The organism is Pseudomonas sp. ASL8, assembly GCF_056680355.1.
Genome location: NZ_CM155278.1, coordinates 103,895 through 121,553, shown reverse-complemented (window position 1 = coordinate 121,553; position 17,659 = coordinate 103,895). Strand labels below are relative to the sequence as shown.

Genomic DNA, 17,659 nt, shown 5'->3' with positions numbered 1-17,659 from the left:
TAAAAAACTACTTTTTGGTGGACTACCGTGGTCGATTCGAGCGTCGGCGACCACGCCGTTGCGGGTGCTATCTCCGCTGTCATCAAGTTGTACGATGATCACGCTGCTGCAATGGCTCGACCGCGAGTAAGATAAGCAGCGCAATCTCGTCCCTTGAGATTGCTGAGGCGGGTTGAATAGAGAGCCGTCAGGCTCCGGCTATCCACCTTGGTTTCGTATCGAAAATTTCAGAGTAAAACGAAAAAAGGCGATCACTGAACATGAACAAAACCTCGCGTCCTTTATATATTTCTTACGCCGGCCCTTCGTTGCTGGAGATGCCGCTGCTGAACAAAGGCAGTGCTTTCACGCCGCAGGAGAGGGTCGAGTTCAACTTGATCGGGCTGCTGCCGCAGAACGTGGAGACGATCGAAGAGCAAGTGGCTCGGGTTTTCAGCCAGTACAACCAATGCGCCAGCGATCTCGACAAGCACATTTATCTGCGCTCGATTCAGGACAACAACGAGACGTTGTTCTTCCGTCTGCTCGACTCGCACCTGGATGAAATGCTGCCGATCATCTATACGCCGACGGTTGGCCAGGCGTGTCAGGAGTTCTCGAAAATCTATCGCACCCATCGGGGACTGTTTGTCTCGTATCCGGAGCGCGACCGTATTGACGACATTCTGCGCAGCGCGACCAAGGACCAGATCAAGATCATCGTAGTCACCGACAGTGAGCGAATTCTCGGCCTGGGCGACCAGGGCATTGGCGGCATGGGCATCCCCATCGGTAAGTTGTCCCTCTACACCGCGTGCGGCGGGATCAGCCCGGCCTACACGTTGCCGATTGTGCTCGACGTCGGGACCAACAACCGTGAATTGCTGGACGACCCGATGTACATGGGCTGGCGCCATGAGCGGGTAACCGGTCAGGAGTACGAAGAATTCGTTGCGATGTTCATCGAGGCGGTGCAGCGTCGCTGGCCTGACGTATTGCTGCAGTTCGAAGACTTCGCCCAATCGAATGCGATGCCATTGCTGAATAAGTACAGGGACCAATTGTGCTGCTTCAACGATGACATTCAAGGTACTGCTTCGGTCGCGGTGGGTACGTTACTTGCGGCCTGCAAAGCCAAGGGCGAGACCCTCGGCGAGCAGGTGGTGGTGTTTGTCGGTGCCGGTTCGGCAGGCTGTGGCATTGCCGAACACATCATTGCAGCGATGCAGATACAAGGGCTGAGTGAGAGCGAAGCACGCAAGCGCATTTTCATGGTCGACCGCTATGGCTTGCTGACCGAGAACATGACGGGCCTGCTGGAATTTCAACAGCGGCTGGCGCAGAAAACCGCTGATGTAGCGGGCTGGGCAGGCGACGAGGGATTCCCGCAATTGCTCGATGTGGTCACCCACGCCAATGCCACCGTCATGATTGGCGTGTCGGGCCAGCGCGGCTTGTTTACCGAACAGGTAGTCCGCGAAATGCACAAGCATTGCGCCAAGCCGTTGGTGATGCCGATGTCCAACCCAACCTCTAAAGTCGAGGCCACGCCGGAGGAAATCCTGCGCTGGACCGATGGCAACGCCCTGGTCGCCACCGGCAGTCCGTTTGCTCCGGTATCGATCAATGGCCGTACGGTCCATATTGCTCAATGCAACAACTCTTACATTTTTCCCGGGATTGGCTTGGGCGTCATCGCAAGCAAAGCCTCGAGAATCACCGATAAAATGTTGATGGCCGCGTCCAACGCATTAGCGGAGTGCTCGCCGATGGTGACGGGGCTGGGCGATGCAGTGCTGCCACCGATCAAGGATATCCAGGCAGTCAGCAGGAAAATTGCCTTGGCGGTCGCCAAGCAGGCTCAGGCTGACGGCGTGGCGCTGGAAACCTCAGAAGATGTATTGCTCGCCGCAATCGGGCGCAACTTCTGGATGCCTAACTACCGCGACTATCGCCGCAAGTCTGTTTAATCGTCACCCGGCTTAAAAACCGTTGATAAAGGCCGCTGCAAGGCAACTTGCAGCGGCCTTTCGTTTTCTTGGAGAAAGCATAGGATGGCCCCGGACAACAAAACAATAAGAAGACCAGCGAGGGCTGCATGCAAGCGACGAGTGAGCCGTATGACTATGTGATTGTCGGTGCCGGACCCGCGGGCTGCCTGCTGGCCAATCGGCTTTCGCAAAACCCTGCACACCGCGTGCTGTTACTTGAAGCCGGCGGGCTGGACAACTACCCCTGGATCCACATCCCGGTCGGCTATCTCTACTGCATCGGCAACCCACGTACCGATTGGTGCTTCAAAACTGAGGCCGAACCCGGTCTTAATGGTCGTTCGCTCAACTACCCCCGAGGCAAAGTGCTGGGCGGCAGTTCATCCATCAACGGCATGATTTATATGCGTGGCCAGGCTCGTGATTATGATGACTGGGGGGCTCAAGGCAATGTGGGCTGGGGTTGGAAAGAGGTGTTGCCGTTATTCAAACGCTCAGAAAATCACTACGCCGGCGACTCTGTCATGCATGGCGCGGGGGGCGAATGGCGGGTTGAACAGCAGCGATTATCGTGGGGCATTCTGGACGCTTTTCGCCAGGCCGCAGCGCAGACCGGCATCGAGTCTATCGACGACTTTAACGGCGGTGACAATGAAGGTTGCAGTTACTTCCAGGTCAATCAGCGGCGTGGCGTGCGCTGGAATGCTTCCAAGGCATTTTTGCGACCTGTCGCACAGCGCAAGAATCTGACAGTCCTCACCGGCGTGGAAGCGTCCCGTATCGAATTCGAGAACGGCCGCGCGAGTGCCGTCGTTGCGCGTGTTCAGCAGCGCGAGCAGCACCTGCGCGCTCGCCGCGAGATCATTCTGTGTTGCGGGGCCATCGGTTCTCCAGCGCTGTTGCAGCGTTCGGGCATCGGTCCGCGACCCTTGCTTGAGAAGCTCGGTATCGGTGTGCGCCATGAGTTGCCAGGCGTAGGGAGCAATCTGCAGGATCATCTTCAACTGCGGTTGATCTATCAGATCAGTAACGGTCAGACCCTCAATCAGATGGTCGGCAGCCTTTGGGGCAAGATGAACATGGGCCTGCGTTACGCGATCAATCGCAGCGGTCCATTGGCGATGGCGCCAAGCCAATTGGGCGCCTTCGCCCGCTCGGACCCTGAGCAGCGCTCGGCCAATCTTGAATATCACGTGCAACCGTTATCGCTGGAGCGCTTCGGTGAGCCGTTACACAGCTTTGCCGCGTTCACTGCTTCAGTCTGCAATCTGCGGCCCCAGAGTCGCGGGACGGTCGAAATTCGTTCTGCCCTTGTGGATGAGCCGCCTGCGATTCGCCCGAACTATTTAAGCCATGAAGCCGATCTCCATGTGGCGGCCGATGCGATACGCCTGACCCGGCGGATTGTCGCGGCGCCTGCGTTGGCGAGTTTTCAGCCGGTGGAGTATCTGCCTGGCGCGAGTCTGCAAAGCGAAGAACAACTGCGTCAGGCCGCCAGTAGCATTGGCACGACGATTTTTCATCCTGTCGGCACCTGCAAGATGGGGCAGGGCAGCGATGCTGTTGTCGATGAGCGTCTGCGGGTGCGAGGTATCAGTGGTTTGCGCGTGGTGGATGCGTCGATCATGCCGACGATTGTGTCGGGCAACACCTGTTCGCCGACCCTGATGATCGCCGAGAAGGCTGCCGAGATGATTCTTGCTGACGGGGCTGCGATCAGACCAGAGTAAAGGTGCGACGCCAACGCCATGCCGAGCAAAAAGGAAGATTGAAAGACAGGCTGGTGCGAATGGCGCAATCGACGGATGAGAGGGGATCAACGCGCCAGCGGCCAGCCTATAGGGGAAAACGCTGAATGACTTCAGCGTTCCAATCACAACGAGAGGTCAGGCTTTAGAACTTCGCTTCCACATCCAACTGTAGGGTGTTGGTGCTGGCGTCTTTCTGGGTGCGGCTGGCGTAATCTGCGTCAGCCATGTAGTAAGTGGCGCCGAGTGCGAAGTTCTTGTCGATGTCGTAACCCACTTTGAACTTGTGCCCACGCGAACCGGTGGTGCCGTTGGCGAAGTCAGAGTCGGTGAAGGCGCCGACCACCGCGTTGCGCTGAACATCGCGGTAGTTGTAATCGAGGTTGAAGACATACAGGCGCGTCTTGAAGCCCGTCAGCCAAGCGGTGTCCTGGTCGCTGCTGGTCCCGCCGTTGACAACATATTGCCCATAGAGCGTGAGCGGTACTGGCAGGTTGCTGATGTCCACCTGACCGAAGCCTTCGTACAGTCGGAAGTCGGTGGTGGAGTTGCCGTTGACAGCCAGCGCGCAAGGCGTGGTTGTCGTTGTGCAGTGGCTGTCCTTGTCGTTGTCATAGGCATAGACGCTGCCGCCCAAGGTGACCTTGAGGCTATCGGTCGGCGCGAAGCGAGCACCGAGCTGACCTGCGTACAGGCGCAGGTCGTGGCGGAATTGCACGCCATCGCCATCGACGTTGTCTTTGAGCGTGTAGTGACCGGCGCTGCCGAACAGCTCGGTTTTGCCGCCAAGCGGGTATTTGTAAGTGGCAGCCAAACCTTCGGGGTTGATGTCGTTATCCCAGATAATATCGCCCATGCTCACCCACGGCTGGGACATTTTACCGCCGATCAGGTGAAGGTTTTCCACCGCTTTGGGGTGGAAGTCGATATAGGCCTGGTCCAACCAGATTTGTTTCTTGTCGAAGTAGTTATCCAGGTCCTGGTTGGTGGAGCGGGCATCATCGCCGCCGCCAGTGGCGATGCGGATACCGGTGTCGACCTGCGGGTTGATTTCGCTATAAGCACCCAAGCGAGCACGGATGCGTTGGCGGTTCTTGTCACGGCCGCCATTGTTGGATTCGCCGTCGATCTTGACGGTCTCCTGGCGCACGCGGACATCGCCCTTGAACTGGGTCTTGGCAGCCCAAGCCACTTTTTGCTCGAACGCGGTCAGGTCATCTTTCTTGATCTGTTGGGAGGCAGCCTGTTGCTGAGCTTGCTGATCTTTGCTCAGCTCGGTTTGCAGCTCAGCATACTGTGCGGGCGAGATGGAGCCATTGGCCTTGAGCATTTCGAGCAGTTTTGCATCGACTGCGGCACTGGCTGGAACGCTCATGGCCAACACCATGCCACCACAAAGTCCCGCTGCAATTCGTGTAGAAACAAAACGCATATTGATCTCCAAATTTATGATGAGGTGACATAGGCCTCCTCAGGAAAAGCTGGCGCTTTCCGCACGCGCCATGAGGGGGTTAGTAACCCCTCGTTCTAAAAACTGGCGCCAGTATTACCGGAGATCATTACAGAAAAGTGGCAGAGTGATAGCAGATTGGTGACACGGCCGTTTGACCGAAAAGGCTTGATCTAGAGCTGCTGGTGACATAGGGGAGATGCGCAATTACGCCCAGACGGCGTAGCGCACTTTCGGGTTTGATGCGGCGGATGGAGGGCGTCCAGTCTGACGGCTGGAGTGTGACGAATGCCAGATCGTGAATAGGCACGCGGTAGCGGCGGGTGATCAGCACAACGCTGCGCACCAAAAAAACCCGTAGGGATACGAACGCATTCTAAAACGGGCATTTTCGAGTGCGTTTCAACCCTGCAGGCCCATGAGATTGCTGATCGGGTGGTGGCATTCTGCTTGCATGTGTTGGGTAAAACTGGGGGACATGTATGTTGCTATTGCGCGCACGGAAACGCCGAGCCCAAGACGATGATGCCTTGAGCATGCTTTTTGATGATCTTGACCTCACCGTTCAGTTGTCTGAACACCAGCCGTTGAACGCGCGTTTGAACAGGTTCAGCAAAACCCTGCATCAACGGTTGGGGGAAAGTCTCGCGGCATCGGTCGACATCGCCGCTCACGCGCCGGAACTGGCGCGTATTGCGACGGCCACCGAACAAAGTGGTCAGACCCTGGCGAAAGCCTCGGAACTCATTGCCAGCGCCAGCGAGGAAGTCAGTACCACGCTGGATTCCGAGTTGGTGCCGGGCGCCGCTCAGGTCGCCAAACTGTCCACTGAAGTCGCCACCACCTTGCGACAATGCCAGCAGACCGGCAATGAGGTGCTGGTTCAGGTGGACGCTATTGGCGCCAGCGAATTGAAGCTCGAAGAGGTGATTGGACAGCTATTCGGGCAACTGGAGGAGGTCAGTCAGGTACTCGGTGTGATCGCCAGCATCTCGCAACAGACCAATCTTTTGGCGCTCAATGCCGCTATCGAGGCGGCGCGCGCAGGCGAGCATGGTCGTGGTTTTGCCGTGGTTGCCGATGAAGTGCGGCGCCTGGCCGGGCACACCACGGAGTCTACGAAGAAGGTCAGTCACATCATCGACCGTTTCCGTGCAGACATGGACCAGCTTGGCGCCGCTGGACAGAAAATGCATGCCGCCGTCGCCGATGGTCGTGAAGGCATGACGCGCATGGGCGAAGACTTGCACAGCACACGAGCGGCGATGGATCAGCTCGATCAACGCGTGGGTCATATCGCCGCCGGTACCGAACACATTGGCATCGCGGTTCACGCGATCAATCGTGATGTGCAGAACATTGCCGGGGTCGCCGCTGACCTGCTCAGCAAGGCGGGTCTGGTGCTCACCCACAGTGATGCCGTGCGCAAGAGTGGCGATCGTCTGCTCGACGGACTGGGTGGTTTTCGTTTGCAAATCCATAAAGAGGTGCAAGCCAGCGTCGAACGTCTGGCAATGGACGCGGCAATGCATGGCGACATCATCAGCGCAGAACGATTTATGCGCGACACGCTGCTGCATGATGCTCGTTTCGAATTGTTCTATCTGGTCGACAGAACCGGTGCGCAGGTCAGCGAAAACATTTCTGCCGAACAGCACGTCCAAAGTAAAAGCTACAAGGGCAGTAACTGGTCGCAGCGGCCCTGGTTCAGAGCGGTTGCCGAGCGCCTGAGCAGCCATATCACCCCGGTGTATCGTTCCTCGGCAACCGACGCGTTCTGTTTCACTGTGTCAGTGCCGATATTCGCCGCCAATGGTCAGCTTCAGCGGGTGCTGGCGGCGGACGTCAGGCTTTCGGCAATGATCTGACCGTCGCGTCATTAATCATCCCGGGTCAGTACTTCCAGCAACTCAATGTCGAAAATCAGGTTTGAGTTCGGCTTGATGTGGGCGCCGACCTGCCTTTCGCCGTAGGCGAGGTGGGCAGGCACAAAGAGTTTGCGCTTGCCGCCGACCTTCATGCCCATTAATCCTTGATCCCAGCCTTTGATCACGCGTCCGGTGCCGATGACGCACTGGAAAGGCTTGCCGCGATCATAGGAGGAGTCGAACGTGGTTCCGTCCTCCAGAAAGCCGTTGTATTGGGTGGTGATCAGGGCGCCTTTGACCACCGCCTTGCCGTCACCGAGTTGAATGTCCACGACCTGTAATTCGCTGCTCATCACGTACTCTCGTTCATTCGACAAACGCTGAAACGCTATCAACGCCTGTTCAGGAGGCGTGATCGTAGCCCACGGCGTTGCACCATCAAAGCGAACTTGCCCCGTGGGGCATTTGACGAAGGGTGCGGAGGGCGAATGTTTAGTCCGCGTGTAACCAAGCATTGTTAAAACTGGATTGAATGACCTATAGCGCTGTGTGACGCTGCAACGCATCTAGTGTCGGCGGCTTTTTTTATGGATGGGTTGGACGGAGGGATCAGGCATGGGCTTTCGGCTGATACAGCCGTGGCCTGCGTTCAGCCTCAACACCTCCTGCCGATGTCGGTGCCAGGCAGCTGCGCGCTCCCTTCCGAGTTGGACTTTTGGGCGTTGTGGCATTGTCGCCACGCGCGTCCACCGGATGGCTCTTTTTCTGGTTAAACCCTCATTCGCATTTGCCTGACGTTTTTCAACGTGCGGCAACGTGTGTGTTTACCACCTGGCAAGCGCTTGAACGCGTGCCTGGACGGAAAAGTGAATCGCCATGAGTTTTGCTCCCCTGCAAGAAGCCCAGAGTTTTCTTGAGCTCAATCCAGATATCGAGATGTTCGAACTGTTCATCCTCGACAACAACGGCGTACCTCGCGGCAAGTTGCTGCACCGTGATGAATTACTCGCGGTGTATGAGAGCGGCCGGCCGTTGCCAAGCACGATTCTTGGCCTGACCATCAACGGTGAAGACGTTGAAAACTCCGGGCTGGTCTGGGACGTGGGCGATATCGATTGCCGCGCTTATCCAGTGTCCGGCAGTCTGCAGCGCATGCCCTGGCGGCAGATTCCCACGGCGGCGGTGCAGGTCAGCATGCACCCGGAGCAAGGTATGCCGGCATCGGTGGCGGACCCGCGCCGCCTGTTGGTCAAGGTTATCGATGGGCTCAAGGCTGACGGGTATTACCCGGTGATGGCGGCGGAGCTTGAGTTTTATCTGCTTGATCGCCAGCGTGACAGCAATGGCCGTCCTCAGCCGCACCGCGATGTAGATGGCGGTCGGCCTGTGGCGACTCAGGTGTACGGCTTACGCGAACTGGAGCAGATCGAGCCATTTCTCGCCGATCTTTACAGTGCCTGCAAGTTGCAAGGGATTCCGGCACGCACGGCAATCTCTGAATATGCGCCGGGGCAAGTAGAGATCACCCTTGAGCACCGTGCCGATGCGTTGCAGGCAATGGACGAAGCGGTCCGTTACAAGCGATTGGTCAAAGGCATCGCGCACAAGCACGGAATGATTGCCTGTTTCATGGCCAAGCCGTTCGATGATCTGGCGGGCACCGGCATGCACATGCACGTCAGTCTCGCGGACGAGCAGGGCAATAACCTGTTCGCCAGCGATGCTGCTGACGGCACGCCACTGTTGCGCCATGCCGTGGGCGGGATGCTCACGACGCTGCTTGATTCGTTATTGCTGTTCTGCCCGAACGCCAACTCTTATCGTCGTTTCCAGACCAACAGCTATGCACCGTTGGCGGCGAATTGGGGGGTAGACAATCGCACGGTCAGCCTGCGCGTACCGGGCGGTCCAGCGTACACACGGCATATCGAGCACCGTATCTGTGGCGCCGATGCCAATCCCTACCTGGCGGCGGCCGCGATTCTGGCGGGTATCCATGTGGGTATCCGCCAGCAACTGGACCCTGGTGCACCGGTCGAAGGCAATGGTTATGCGCAGGCCGCGCAATTATTGCCGACAGACTGGCTGACGACTTTACGCGCGCTGGAAGCCTCTGGCTGGGCGCGGGATGTATTTGGCAGTGAGTTTTTGCAGGTCTATCTCGCCGTCAAACATGCCGAGTATCGGCAGTTCATGGGTGAAGTAGGCGAGCAGGATTGGCACTGGTATTTACATCAGGCTTAGGCCGCCAAGTGTAGCCAGTAGGCATGCTGAACGAAGACTCTGGCCTGTCATGGTTTCTTGTCCTACAGGAAAAGAAACCATCCGGGCCCCTTCGTTCGCATCCTTTTCACAAAAAATTGATGCTTGATTGAGTAGAATTTACTGAGTCGGAGGTGGCCAGTGACCGGGTTTGTTTCGACGTATTTTAAATTTTATTAAGCAGACCTCATGCTGAACGTCAAAGCTGTACGCCCTGAACTTGTCACCCTGCTTGCCAGCTGTTTTTTGCTGTTCGGGTTCAACGTAACCCTGTGGCAGCACCTTTTTGCAATCACGGACGCCGACTGGAAAGGCATCGCCATGCGCGTTGCCTTTGGCGTCATGGTGTTCTGCATTTTTAATATCGTATTGACGTTTTTGGCGTTCAAACGTGTATTGAAGCCCGTCTTGATATTCTTGTTTTTGGTCAGTTCCAGCGTGGCTTATTTCATGAGCCAGTACGGCGTCATGATCGACACCGGAATGCTGCGAAACTTTGCCGAAACCAATGCCACTGAAGTGCGTGACTTGCTCTCGGTGAAGATGGCTGTGTATATCGTTTTGTTGGGTGTCGTGCCGTCTTTGATCCTCTGGAAAACCACGATCAACTACCGTCGCTGGCACCATGAACTGATCAGTAAAGCCGTGGTCACGGTGGCCTGCGCCGGGCTGATTGGCGTGGTCGCGATGGCGAACTATCAGGGCTTGTCGTCCTTGTTTCGCAATCACCACGAACTGCGTTTGATGGTAGTGCCGAGCAATTATATTGGTGCCTCGGTAGGGTACTTGCGTGAGCAGGTCGTTTCGGCGCAACGCCCGTTCGTGAAAATTGGTGAAGATGCCAAACGATCAACCGGCTGGGACCTGCACACCCGTAAATCATTGACAGTTCTGGTGGTGGGGGAGAGTGCGCGAGCCGAGAATTTCGGGATCCTTGGCTACGACCGCGATACAACACCGCAGCTTCAGAAAGAGAAGGGTGTGATTGCCTTCAGCGACGTACATTCTTGCGGTACCGAGACAGCCGTGTCGGTGCCCTGCATGTTTTCCAACATGGAGCGCAAGGACTACAACGCCAGCAAGGCCAAGAATCAAGAGGGCATGCTTGATGTGCTCAAGCATGCCGGGCTGAACGTCGTCTGGCGCGACAACCAGTCAGGCTGCAAAGGTACCTGTGATCGAGTCACCGTCCAGGACGTGAGCAAGCTCAAAGACCCCGTGCTGTGTGCCAATAACGAATGCCGCGACGAAATCCTTCTGCAGGGCCTGCAACAGTTTATCGATAACCTGGATCAGGACACGGTCCTGGTGCTTCATCAAATGGGCAGTCACGGTCCCGAGTATTTCAAACGCTACCCCAAGGCGTTTGAAAAATTCACCCCGGTATGTGAAAGCAACGCCCTGAATAATTGCAGCCGTGAAAGCATCGTTAACGGTTACGACAATACCTTGTTGTACACCGACCATGTCCTGGCCAGCTTGATCGATATCCTGCGTAGCAATCAGGGCAAGGTGGATACCGCCATGCTGTACATGTCCGATCACGGCGAGTCATTGGGTGAGTACAACTTGTACCTGCACGGCACGCCCTATCTGCTGGCGCCGGACCAACAAAAACATGTGCCGATGGTGGCCTGGTTTTCTGAGGCTTATCAGCGCGCGTTTTCGCTCAATGCGAACTGTTTGCTGCAACAGCGAAATGTGCCCTTGAGTCAAGACAACCTGTTTCACTCCATGCTCGGCTTGTTGCAGGTCAACAGCACCGTCTACGACCCCGGCCTTGATATGTTTGCGGGCTGTCGTGGCGTGATGACAGACGGTGTGTTGGCCAGTCAATAGCGTCGTGATGGATACCTTTGTTTTTGGCTTTTTGGCCGTTTATCTGCTGATCATTTAAAAAGAGTCTGCTGGCCATGTCTGCGCAACCACCCTCACCCATTGATCGTGAATTTTCCAGGCGGCGCGAGCATGAGCTCGCTCGGCACTCTCTGGAAAAACACCCTCTTGGGTTTTCAGGACGACTGGCCCATTGGCGTGATGAGCAATTGGCCCGGCACGCCTTGAAGGTGGCTGGCGACCCTGGGTTGGTTCTGGCCCTGCCCAGTGATGCAGGCCGTTTCTGGCCGGTACTGACCGAACATACCAATCGGGTGGTCCTGGCAGCGGACAACTCCTTGGAGATGCTTGCCATCGCCGAGGCCAGCTTTCCAGCTGAAAAGCTTAAACGGATCAAGACCTTTCAGACATCGCCACTCTCTATCGACTTGTCAGCCAATGCGGTGGACTGCATTTTCTGCATGCGCCTGTTTCATCATGTCGCTGACAGTGAGCAACGCTCGGCAATCCTGCGTGAATTCCATAGGGTGACCCGTGACACCGTCATTGTGTCCCTGTGGGTGGATGGCAACATCAAGGCCTGGCGGCGCAAGCGTTTAGAGCGCGGTCGCGCGAGTACTGAACCGACAGTCTCGAGGATGAATCGCTTTGTCGTAAGCAGGGGCGCTATAGAAGCTGAATTCGAACAGGCGGGTTTCCAGATCCTCGGCCATCATGATGTTCTGCCCGGCTATGCGATGTGGCGGGTTTATGTGTTGCGTAAGTCATAAGTTTTAGCCCGATCATCGGTCGGGCTTTCCTCGCTGTATCGCAGGAAGTTGTTCAAGACTTGCAGTGCAGATGCGCGGTAATCGGTGAGGGCGATATATACTGCGCGCCATTCTTCAAGGGAGAGCCGTGTGGCCATTGATATTCACTGGATTCGCGACGACGCCAGCCTCGCCCAACATTGCCTCGAATGGCAGTCATTGCCCTTTGTCGCCCTCGACACCGAATTCATGCGGGTCGACACGTTTTACCCGATTGCCGCGCTGTTGCAGATCGGTGATGGTGCTCGCGCCTACCTGATCGATCCGTTGCTGATCAACGACTGGCGGCCAATGTGCGCGCTGCTCGAAAACCCCGCCGTGATAAAAGTGGTCCACGCCTGCAGTGAAGACCTGGAAGTACTCCTGCGTCTGACCGGCAGTCTGCCTGCGCCGTTGTTCGACACGCAGTTGGCTGCCGCGTACTTGAACCTCGGGTTTTCCATGGGCTACTCGCGTCTGGTTCAGGAAGTGCTGGGGATCGACTTGCCCAAGGGCGAAACCCGTTCCGACTGGTTGCAGCGTCCGTTGTCCGAGACTCAGATCAGCTACGCCGCGGAAGATGCAGTGCATCTGGCTGAGGTCTACAGCATCCTGCAGCCCAAGCTGTCCGAAGAGAAACATGCCTGGCTGCTTGATGACGGTGCGGAATTGGTCGCCAATCTGCGCCGCGAAACCGATCCCGACGAGCTTTACCGTGAAGCCAAGCTGGCGTGGAAGTTGTCCCGCTCGCAGTTGGCGGTGCTGCGCGAGTTGTGTGCCTGGCGCGAGCGTGAGGCGCGGGACCGCAACTTGCCGCGTAATCGGGTTATTCGCGAGCACTCACTGTGGCCCTTGGCCAAGACCCAGCCGGACAACCTTTCCGCGTTGGCAAAAATTGAAGATATTCATCCCAAAACCGTGCGGCAGGACGGTGAGTTTCTGATCGATCTGATCAAGAAATCCGCCAGCCTGCCTCCGGAGCAGTGGCCACAAGCGTTGCCCGAGCCATTGCCTATCGAAGCAGCAGCGGTCCTGAAAACGTTACGTGTTATCGGCCAGCAACAAGCAGAACGGCTGAACATGGCCCCTGAACTGATGCTGCGCAAAAAGACCCTGGAAGCGTTGCTGAAAAGCGGCTATCCCAACGGTCCCTATCAATTGCCTGATTCGCTGCGTGGCTGGCGCCGCGAGCTGATGGGCCAAGCGCTGCTCGACAGCCTTGCCTCTGCTGGAGAACAGCCTTGAAACGTATTTGCTCCATTTATAGAAGCCCGCGTAAAAACGAGATGTACCTGTATGTGCTCAAAAGTGATGCACTCAAAAAGGTGCCGGCAGACTTGCTGATCGCTTTCGGGCCACCGACCCATACGTTCGATCTGGTGCTTAGCCCCGAGCGCAAGTTGTCCCGCGAGGACATCAATCAAGTGCTTGAGAATCTCGACAAGCAGGGCTATCACCTGCAAATGCCACCAGCAGAAGACGAGTACATCGAGCATCTTCCCGAAGAGCTGCTGCGCCGTAACGATCCTCTGTAAAGAGCTCTCGTTCGACACGTTGGCGCAGTGGACTGCTTCTCGAGTGCGACTGATATTGATGGGGGCTGCCCCCCGTCGACAGACGCATGTTCTGTTTTTAAAGGTTTTGAGCCATGCGCGTTCTGATTGCTGAACACGATTACCCCCTTTACACCCAATTGCTGGGCCAGATTGCACCCGACCTGGAAGTCATGAGTACCGGCGATTCGGCCGAGCTGTCTCGAATGGCCGCAGACTGCCCGGTCTGGCTGGGTCAGCCGGACCTGCTGGCCACCCTCTTGCGCCAGGGGCATACCCCGCAGTGGCTGCAATCGACGTGGGCCGGGATCACCCCATTGCTGGTCGAAGGTTTGCCCCGGGAATACCGGTTGACCCGTGCCGTGGGCATCTTCGGTCAGGTCATGGCCGAGTTTGTGCTGACTTACATGCTGGGCCATGAGCGTGAAGTGCTGGCGCGGCTCGTTAGCCAGGTCGAGCGCAAATGGGATAACCGATTGGGCCAGAGTCTGGCCGGGCGCAAGGCGTTGATCGTCGGCGCTGGCGATATCGGCCAGAGCGTGGCGCAGTTCCTGCTGCCGTTCGGGGTTGAGTTGTATGGCATTGCTTCTGCGCCGCGTACCCAGGCACCGTTCGTTGAAGTCGGCGCTCTGACGGATCTGGATCGTCTGGTCGGCGAAGTGGATTACGTTATCAACCTGCTGCCGAACACCTCGGAAACCCACGACCTGTTCGATGCGAAACTGTTCGCCAAATTCAAGCCCACAGGCGTGTTCATCAACGTCGGGCGTGGTGTGGCGGTAGTCGATGCGGACCTGGTCGAAGCGTTGAAGGAAGGGCATTTGGCGGGCGCGGTGATCGATGTCTGCCGTCAGGAGCCATTGCCGCAACGCCATCCATTCTGGACGGCCTGGGGCCTGTTGCTGACCGGACACAGCTCGGCGCCTACTTCACCTGCGGCGATGGTCCGGCTGTTTGTCGATAACGTGCGGGCGTTTCAGGCGGGAGAGGCGTTGCGCGGAGAAGTGGACTTTTCCAGAGGTTACTAGGGCGCTGCGCAATTGTGTGGGAGCGAATCTATTCGCTCCCACACAGCCTGCACAAGTATCGGCAATCGGCTTACAGGCTGAAATCGCCTTCGGCTGCCAGTTCCGACAGCGGACGGCGCGGGCTTGGTGTTTCCCGGGCTTGCAGGTATTCCGCCAGGGTCGATTTGTCGCCGAGTTTGCCAATCGCAACCGCCGCGTGCAGGGCATAGCCCTCAGGGATTTTCAATTCTTTGCGGGTCAGTTCCTGATCGAAGCCGGCCATGCCATGCGTGTGCCAGCCGCTCAGGCTGGCTTGCAGGGCGAGGTGGCCCCAGGCTGAACCGGTGTCGAAGGTGTGCCACAGGGCCGGGGTTTCTTCCGTGGCGCCGGGCGCGGTAAAGGTGGTTTTCGAGATCACGATTACCAGTGCCGATGCGTGCTGTGCCCAGCCACGGTTGAACTCATTGAGCAGGCCGAGGAAGCGTTCCCAGTTTGGCGTGTCACGGCGAGCGTACAGGAAGCGCCAAGGCTGCGAGTTATAGGCCGACGGCGCCCAGCGTGCGGCTTCAAAAAAGCTCAGCAGGGTTTCCTCGGGAATGGCCTCGTCGGTAAAGGCGCGTGGCGACCAACGATCAGTAAATTGTGGGTCAATCGGGTAATCGGCGATGCGGGGATTAATGCTCATGAATTTCCTGGTTAATTGATAAAGAAACAGGCAGCTTGGCAAGGCGCTCATCAGGCCTTGTCGGGCATGGCGAGATGGGCCGTGGACGGCAGGCATCGTCGAAATCAGGTTGATAAAATTACTTTGCTGGCCGACATCTGACAAGTCCGGCCTTACCGACAGTCGCCAGCGCTTGGCCCGCGCCTCTCGTGCCACTAGACTGGCGGCCTTTCATTCTTTGATGCTGATTGCCCAAACCCATGGCCGCTAAAGTCGAACCTTTCTGGATACGCAAAACCCTCGAACAACTCGATCAAGACGAGTGGGAGTCGCTGTGTGATGGCTGCGGTCTGTGTTGTCTGCAAAAACTCGAAGATGAAGAGGACAACAGCGTCTATTACACGCGCATCGCCTGCAAGTTGCTGGACCTGAAAACCTGCCAATGCACCGATTACAGCAATCGTCGTGCGTCAGTGCCGGACTGCATTCAATTGACGCCCGGCCAGGCTGATGAATTCAAATGGCTACCACCGACCTGCGGCTACCGCCTGGTCAGCGAAGGCAAGGATCTGCCGCTCTGGCACCATTTGGTGTGCGGTGATCGCGACGCGGTCCACCATGAGCGTATCTCTCAGTCCGGGCGCATGCTCAGCGAGAACAGCGTGTCCGAAGACGATTGGGAAGAGCACCTAATTTTCCGTGCAGGCTGACGTCGTCATGTTCAACAAGGAGTCGTAAGCCTGTGCGTTACCCACTGCCGTTGTCCTTGCTGTTGTTGCTGTCCTTGCTGGTGAGCACGCCGTTGCTGGCGGCGAAGAATGTTGATCTGGATTACTACGTCAAACTACTGCCCCAGAGCGATCAGGCTGAAGTGCGCCTGACCCTGTCGAAGGGCGAGGCGGTGCGCAGTCTTGATTTCGATCTGGGCAACAAGGGCGACTACAGTGCTTTCAAGGCTGACGGCGAGTGGCGGATCAATGCCGGGCAACCGGCAGGCAGTCAACGCGGGGTTTGGAGACCGGCCAGCGGCAAGGCAAGCCTGACCTATCGCGTGCGCATCAGCCATGCACACGGTCCTGCAAGTCCGGCCTCAAGCAAGGTCGTGAGTTTCGACACGCGGATGACCCCGAACTGGGCGTTGATGCGCGGCGAGGATCTGGTGCCTCCGGCCCGACTGGATCAGCAGGATGGCACCCAACTGGTCTCACGCCTTGAATTCGAACTGCCCAGCGGCTGGATCAGTGTCGAAACCGCGTGGCCCCGCATTGGCAAAAATCGCTTTCGGATCGACAATATTTCGCGTTTGTTTGATCGCCCCACAGGTTGGATGTTGGCCGGTACCCTTGGCAGCCGCCGTACCCGTTTGGGCGAAACCGATGTCACGGTGACCGCCCCGCAGGGCCAGGGCATGAGGCGAATGGACGTGTTGACGATGCTGACGTTCGTGTGGCCGCAGCTGCAAGCGGTGTTTCCGCGTAATCCGCCCAAGCTGGTGGTTGTGGGGGCTGCTGACCCGATGTGGCGCGGGGCGACGGCGGGCAATAACTCCATTTACCTCAACAGCACCCGGCCGGTGGTCAGCGAAAGCGGGACCAGCCCGTTGGTGCGCGAGTTGGTTCATGTGTTCAGCCGGATCAATGACAACCAGCGCAGCGAATGGATCGGCGATGGCTTGGCCGAGTATTACGCCATCGAGCTGATGCGCCGTGCCGGGGGCATGAGTGAGGATCGTTATCAAACCGTACAAACGAATCTGACCAAGGTCAGCCGTAAGGTGACGACCCTGCGCGGCGAGCGCATCAACGCGGCGACCGTCGCTCGGGCTGTGCTGCTATTGCAGGAACTGGACCGCGAAATTCGCCAGCAGACCCGCAACGAAAAGTCGCTGGATAACGTCAGCCAGGGCTTGATGCGCCTCGATACCGTGAGCACCAAAGAATTCATCCAGCTCAGCGAAAGCGTGATCGGCGGGCCATCCACGGTTTTGGCGAGCGGGTTATTGCAGTAGAGGCGTTGCGGCCCGTCGCATAAATTCGCTCCAACAGAGCAGGAGCTCCGAGGGAGTGAATTTATTCGGGATAACGGTGGCAAGTCAGGCGCAGCAAGGGTGGAATCAGACCCCGGCTTTCGAGCTCTTCAACGAATCATTGCCAGTCACCACCGCCGCTTCAGTCGCAACCTCTGCATTGGTTTTCAGCTGGCTCAGCTTTGCGCCGACGCGTTCGATGCGTGAACGGGCTTTGTTCATGTCGCTGCGGCTCTGTTCAATCAGGGTTTTTGCCCCGCAGTGGCCGGTGATCCCGCGAGCCAGCACCGCACCGCCAATGGCCAGCTGGACCAGGCCCAAAAAGCCGCCACGACGCAGACCCTTGCCCATCATCAGTACGCCACCTGCCAAAGAGGCCGCGCGCTCCCAGCCGTGCACGTTTTGCTGAGGCTGAGTGTCGAAAGGGACGGAGTCAATGCGTTCGCTGCCTGGGATGTCGCTCATGATCGTTCTCCATGATGAGGTG

General features: G+C 57.4%; 14 protein-coding genes and 1 pseudogene. 11 read left to right on the top strand and 4 right to left on the bottom strand.

The features are described from left to right. Positions 1 to 260 precede the first annotated feature (260 nt). On the top strand, positions 261 to 1,949 hold the full coding sequence (locus tag AC1MEA_RS00590) for an NAD-dependent malic enzyme (RefSeq protein WP_449632771.1): 1,689 nt from the start codon (positions 261 to 263) through the stop codon (positions 1,947 to 1,949). Positions 1,950 to 2,077: 128 nt separating this feature from the next. Continuing rightward, a complete protein-coding gene (locus AC1MEA_RS00585) occupies positions 2,078 to 3,700 on the top strand; it encodes a GMC family oxidoreductase (protein WP_480916351.1) in 1,623 nt (540 codons plus the stop codon). A 163-nt stretch (positions 3,701 to 3,863) separates the two neighbouring features. Here AC1MEA_RS00585 and AC1MEA_RS00580 read toward each other — a convergent pair whose 3' ends face one another. After that, positions 3,864 to 5,150, bottom strand: a complete 1,287-nt coding sequence (locus tag AC1MEA_RS00580) for a putative porin (RefSeq protein WP_480916350.1) — start codon at positions 5,148 to 5,150, stop codon at positions 3,864 to 3,866. 977 nt (positions 5,151 to 6,127) lie between these two features. Here AC1MEA_RS00580 and AC1MEA_RS00575 point away from each other — a divergent pair. Continuing rightward, positions 6,128 to 7,036 (top strand): annotated as a pseudogene (locus AC1MEA_RS00575) (methyl-accepting chemotaxis protein); the annotation flags it as partial. 11 nt (positions 7,037 to 7,047) lie between these two features. Here AC1MEA_RS00575 and AC1MEA_RS00570 read toward each other — a convergent pair. Continuing rightward, complete coding sequence (locus AC1MEA_RS00570; RefSeq protein WP_219064238.1) at positions 7,048 to 7,389, bottom strand: FKBP-type peptidyl-prolyl cis-trans isomerase; 342 nt, start codon at positions 7,387 to 7,389, stop codon at positions 7,048 to 7,050. A gap of 523 nt (positions 7,390 to 7,912) precedes the next feature. On the opposite strand from AC1MEA_RS00570, the gene AC1MEA_RS00565 reads away from it, so the two are divergent. The 6 genes from AC1MEA_RS00565 (at position 7,913) to AC1MEA_RS00540 (ending at position 14,503) form a co-directional block, all read left to right on the top strand. Then, complete coding sequence (locus AC1MEA_RS00565; protein ID WP_480916349.1) at positions 7,913 to 9,280, top strand: glutamine synthetase family protein; 1,368 nt, start codon at positions 7,913 to 7,915, stop codon at positions 9,278 to 9,280. A gap of 207 nt (positions 9,281 to 9,487) precedes the next feature. Then, the gene (locus tag AC1MEA_RS00560; RefSeq protein WP_219064236.1) at positions 9,488 to 11,137 is read left to right on the top strand and encodes a phosphoethanolamine transferase; all 1,650 of its coding nucleotides are present in this window, start codon (positions 9,488 to 9,490) and stop codon (positions 11,135 to 11,137) included. Positions 11,138 to 11,211: 74 nt separating this feature from the next. Then, on the top strand, positions 11,212 to 11,904 hold the full coding sequence (locus AC1MEA_RS00555; RefSeq protein ID WP_219064235.1) for a class I SAM-dependent methyltransferase: 693 nt from the start codon (positions 11,212 to 11,214) through the stop codon (positions 11,902 to 11,904). 129 nt (positions 11,905 to 12,033) lie between these two features. Continuing rightward, on the top strand, positions 12,034 to 13,167 hold the full coding sequence (gene rnd / locus AC1MEA_RS00550; protein ID WP_480916348.1) for a ribonuclease D: 1,134 nt from the start codon (positions 12,034 to 12,036) through the stop codon (positions 13,165 to 13,167). Continuing rightward, a complete protein-coding gene (locus AC1MEA_RS00545) occupies positions 13,164 to 13,457 on the top strand; it encodes a YcgL domain-containing protein (protein WP_219064233.1) in 294 nt (97 codons plus the stop codon). Before rnd ends, AC1MEA_RS00545 begins: the two co-directional genes overlap by 4 nt. Positions 13,458 to 13,570: 113 nt before the next feature. Continuing rightward, on the top strand, positions 13,571 to 14,503 hold the full coding sequence (locus AC1MEA_RS00540) for a D-2-hydroxyacid dehydrogenase (protein WP_480916347.1): 933 nt from the start codon (positions 13,571 to 13,573) through the stop codon (positions 14,501 to 14,503). 70 nt (positions 14,504 to 14,573) lie between these two features. Here the strand turns inward: AC1MEA_RS00540 and AC1MEA_RS00535 are convergent, their stop codons facing one another. Next, complete coding sequence (locus tag AC1MEA_RS00535; RefSeq protein WP_480916346.1) at positions 14,574 to 15,167, bottom strand: nitroreductase family protein; 594 nt, start codon at positions 15,165 to 15,167, stop codon at positions 14,574 to 14,576. 239 nt (positions 15,168 to 15,406) lie between these two features. On the opposite strand from AC1MEA_RS00535, the gene AC1MEA_RS00530 reads away from it, so the two are divergent. Continuing rightward, on the top strand, positions 15,407 to 15,856 hold the full coding sequence (locus tag AC1MEA_RS00530) for a YcgN family cysteine cluster protein (protein ID WP_219064230.1): 450 nt from the start codon (positions 15,407 to 15,409) through the stop codon (positions 15,854 to 15,856). Between the two features lie 32 nt (positions 15,857 to 15,888). Next, positions 15,889 to 17,154, top strand: a complete 1,266-nt coding sequence (locus tag AC1MEA_RS00525) for a hypothetical protein (protein ID WP_480916345.1) — start codon at positions 15,889 to 15,891, stop codon at positions 17,152 to 17,154. Positions 17,155 to 17,259: 105 nt separating this feature from the next. Here AC1MEA_RS00525 and AC1MEA_RS00520 read toward each other — a convergent pair whose 3' ends face one another. After that, the gene (locus tag AC1MEA_RS00520; RefSeq protein WP_449632763.1) at positions 17,260 to 17,637 is read right to left on the bottom strand and encodes a YgaP family membrane protein; all 378 of its coding nucleotides are present in this window, start codon (positions 17,635 to 17,637) and stop codon (positions 17,260 to 17,262) included. Positions 17,638 to 17,659: the final 22 nt, after the last annotated feature.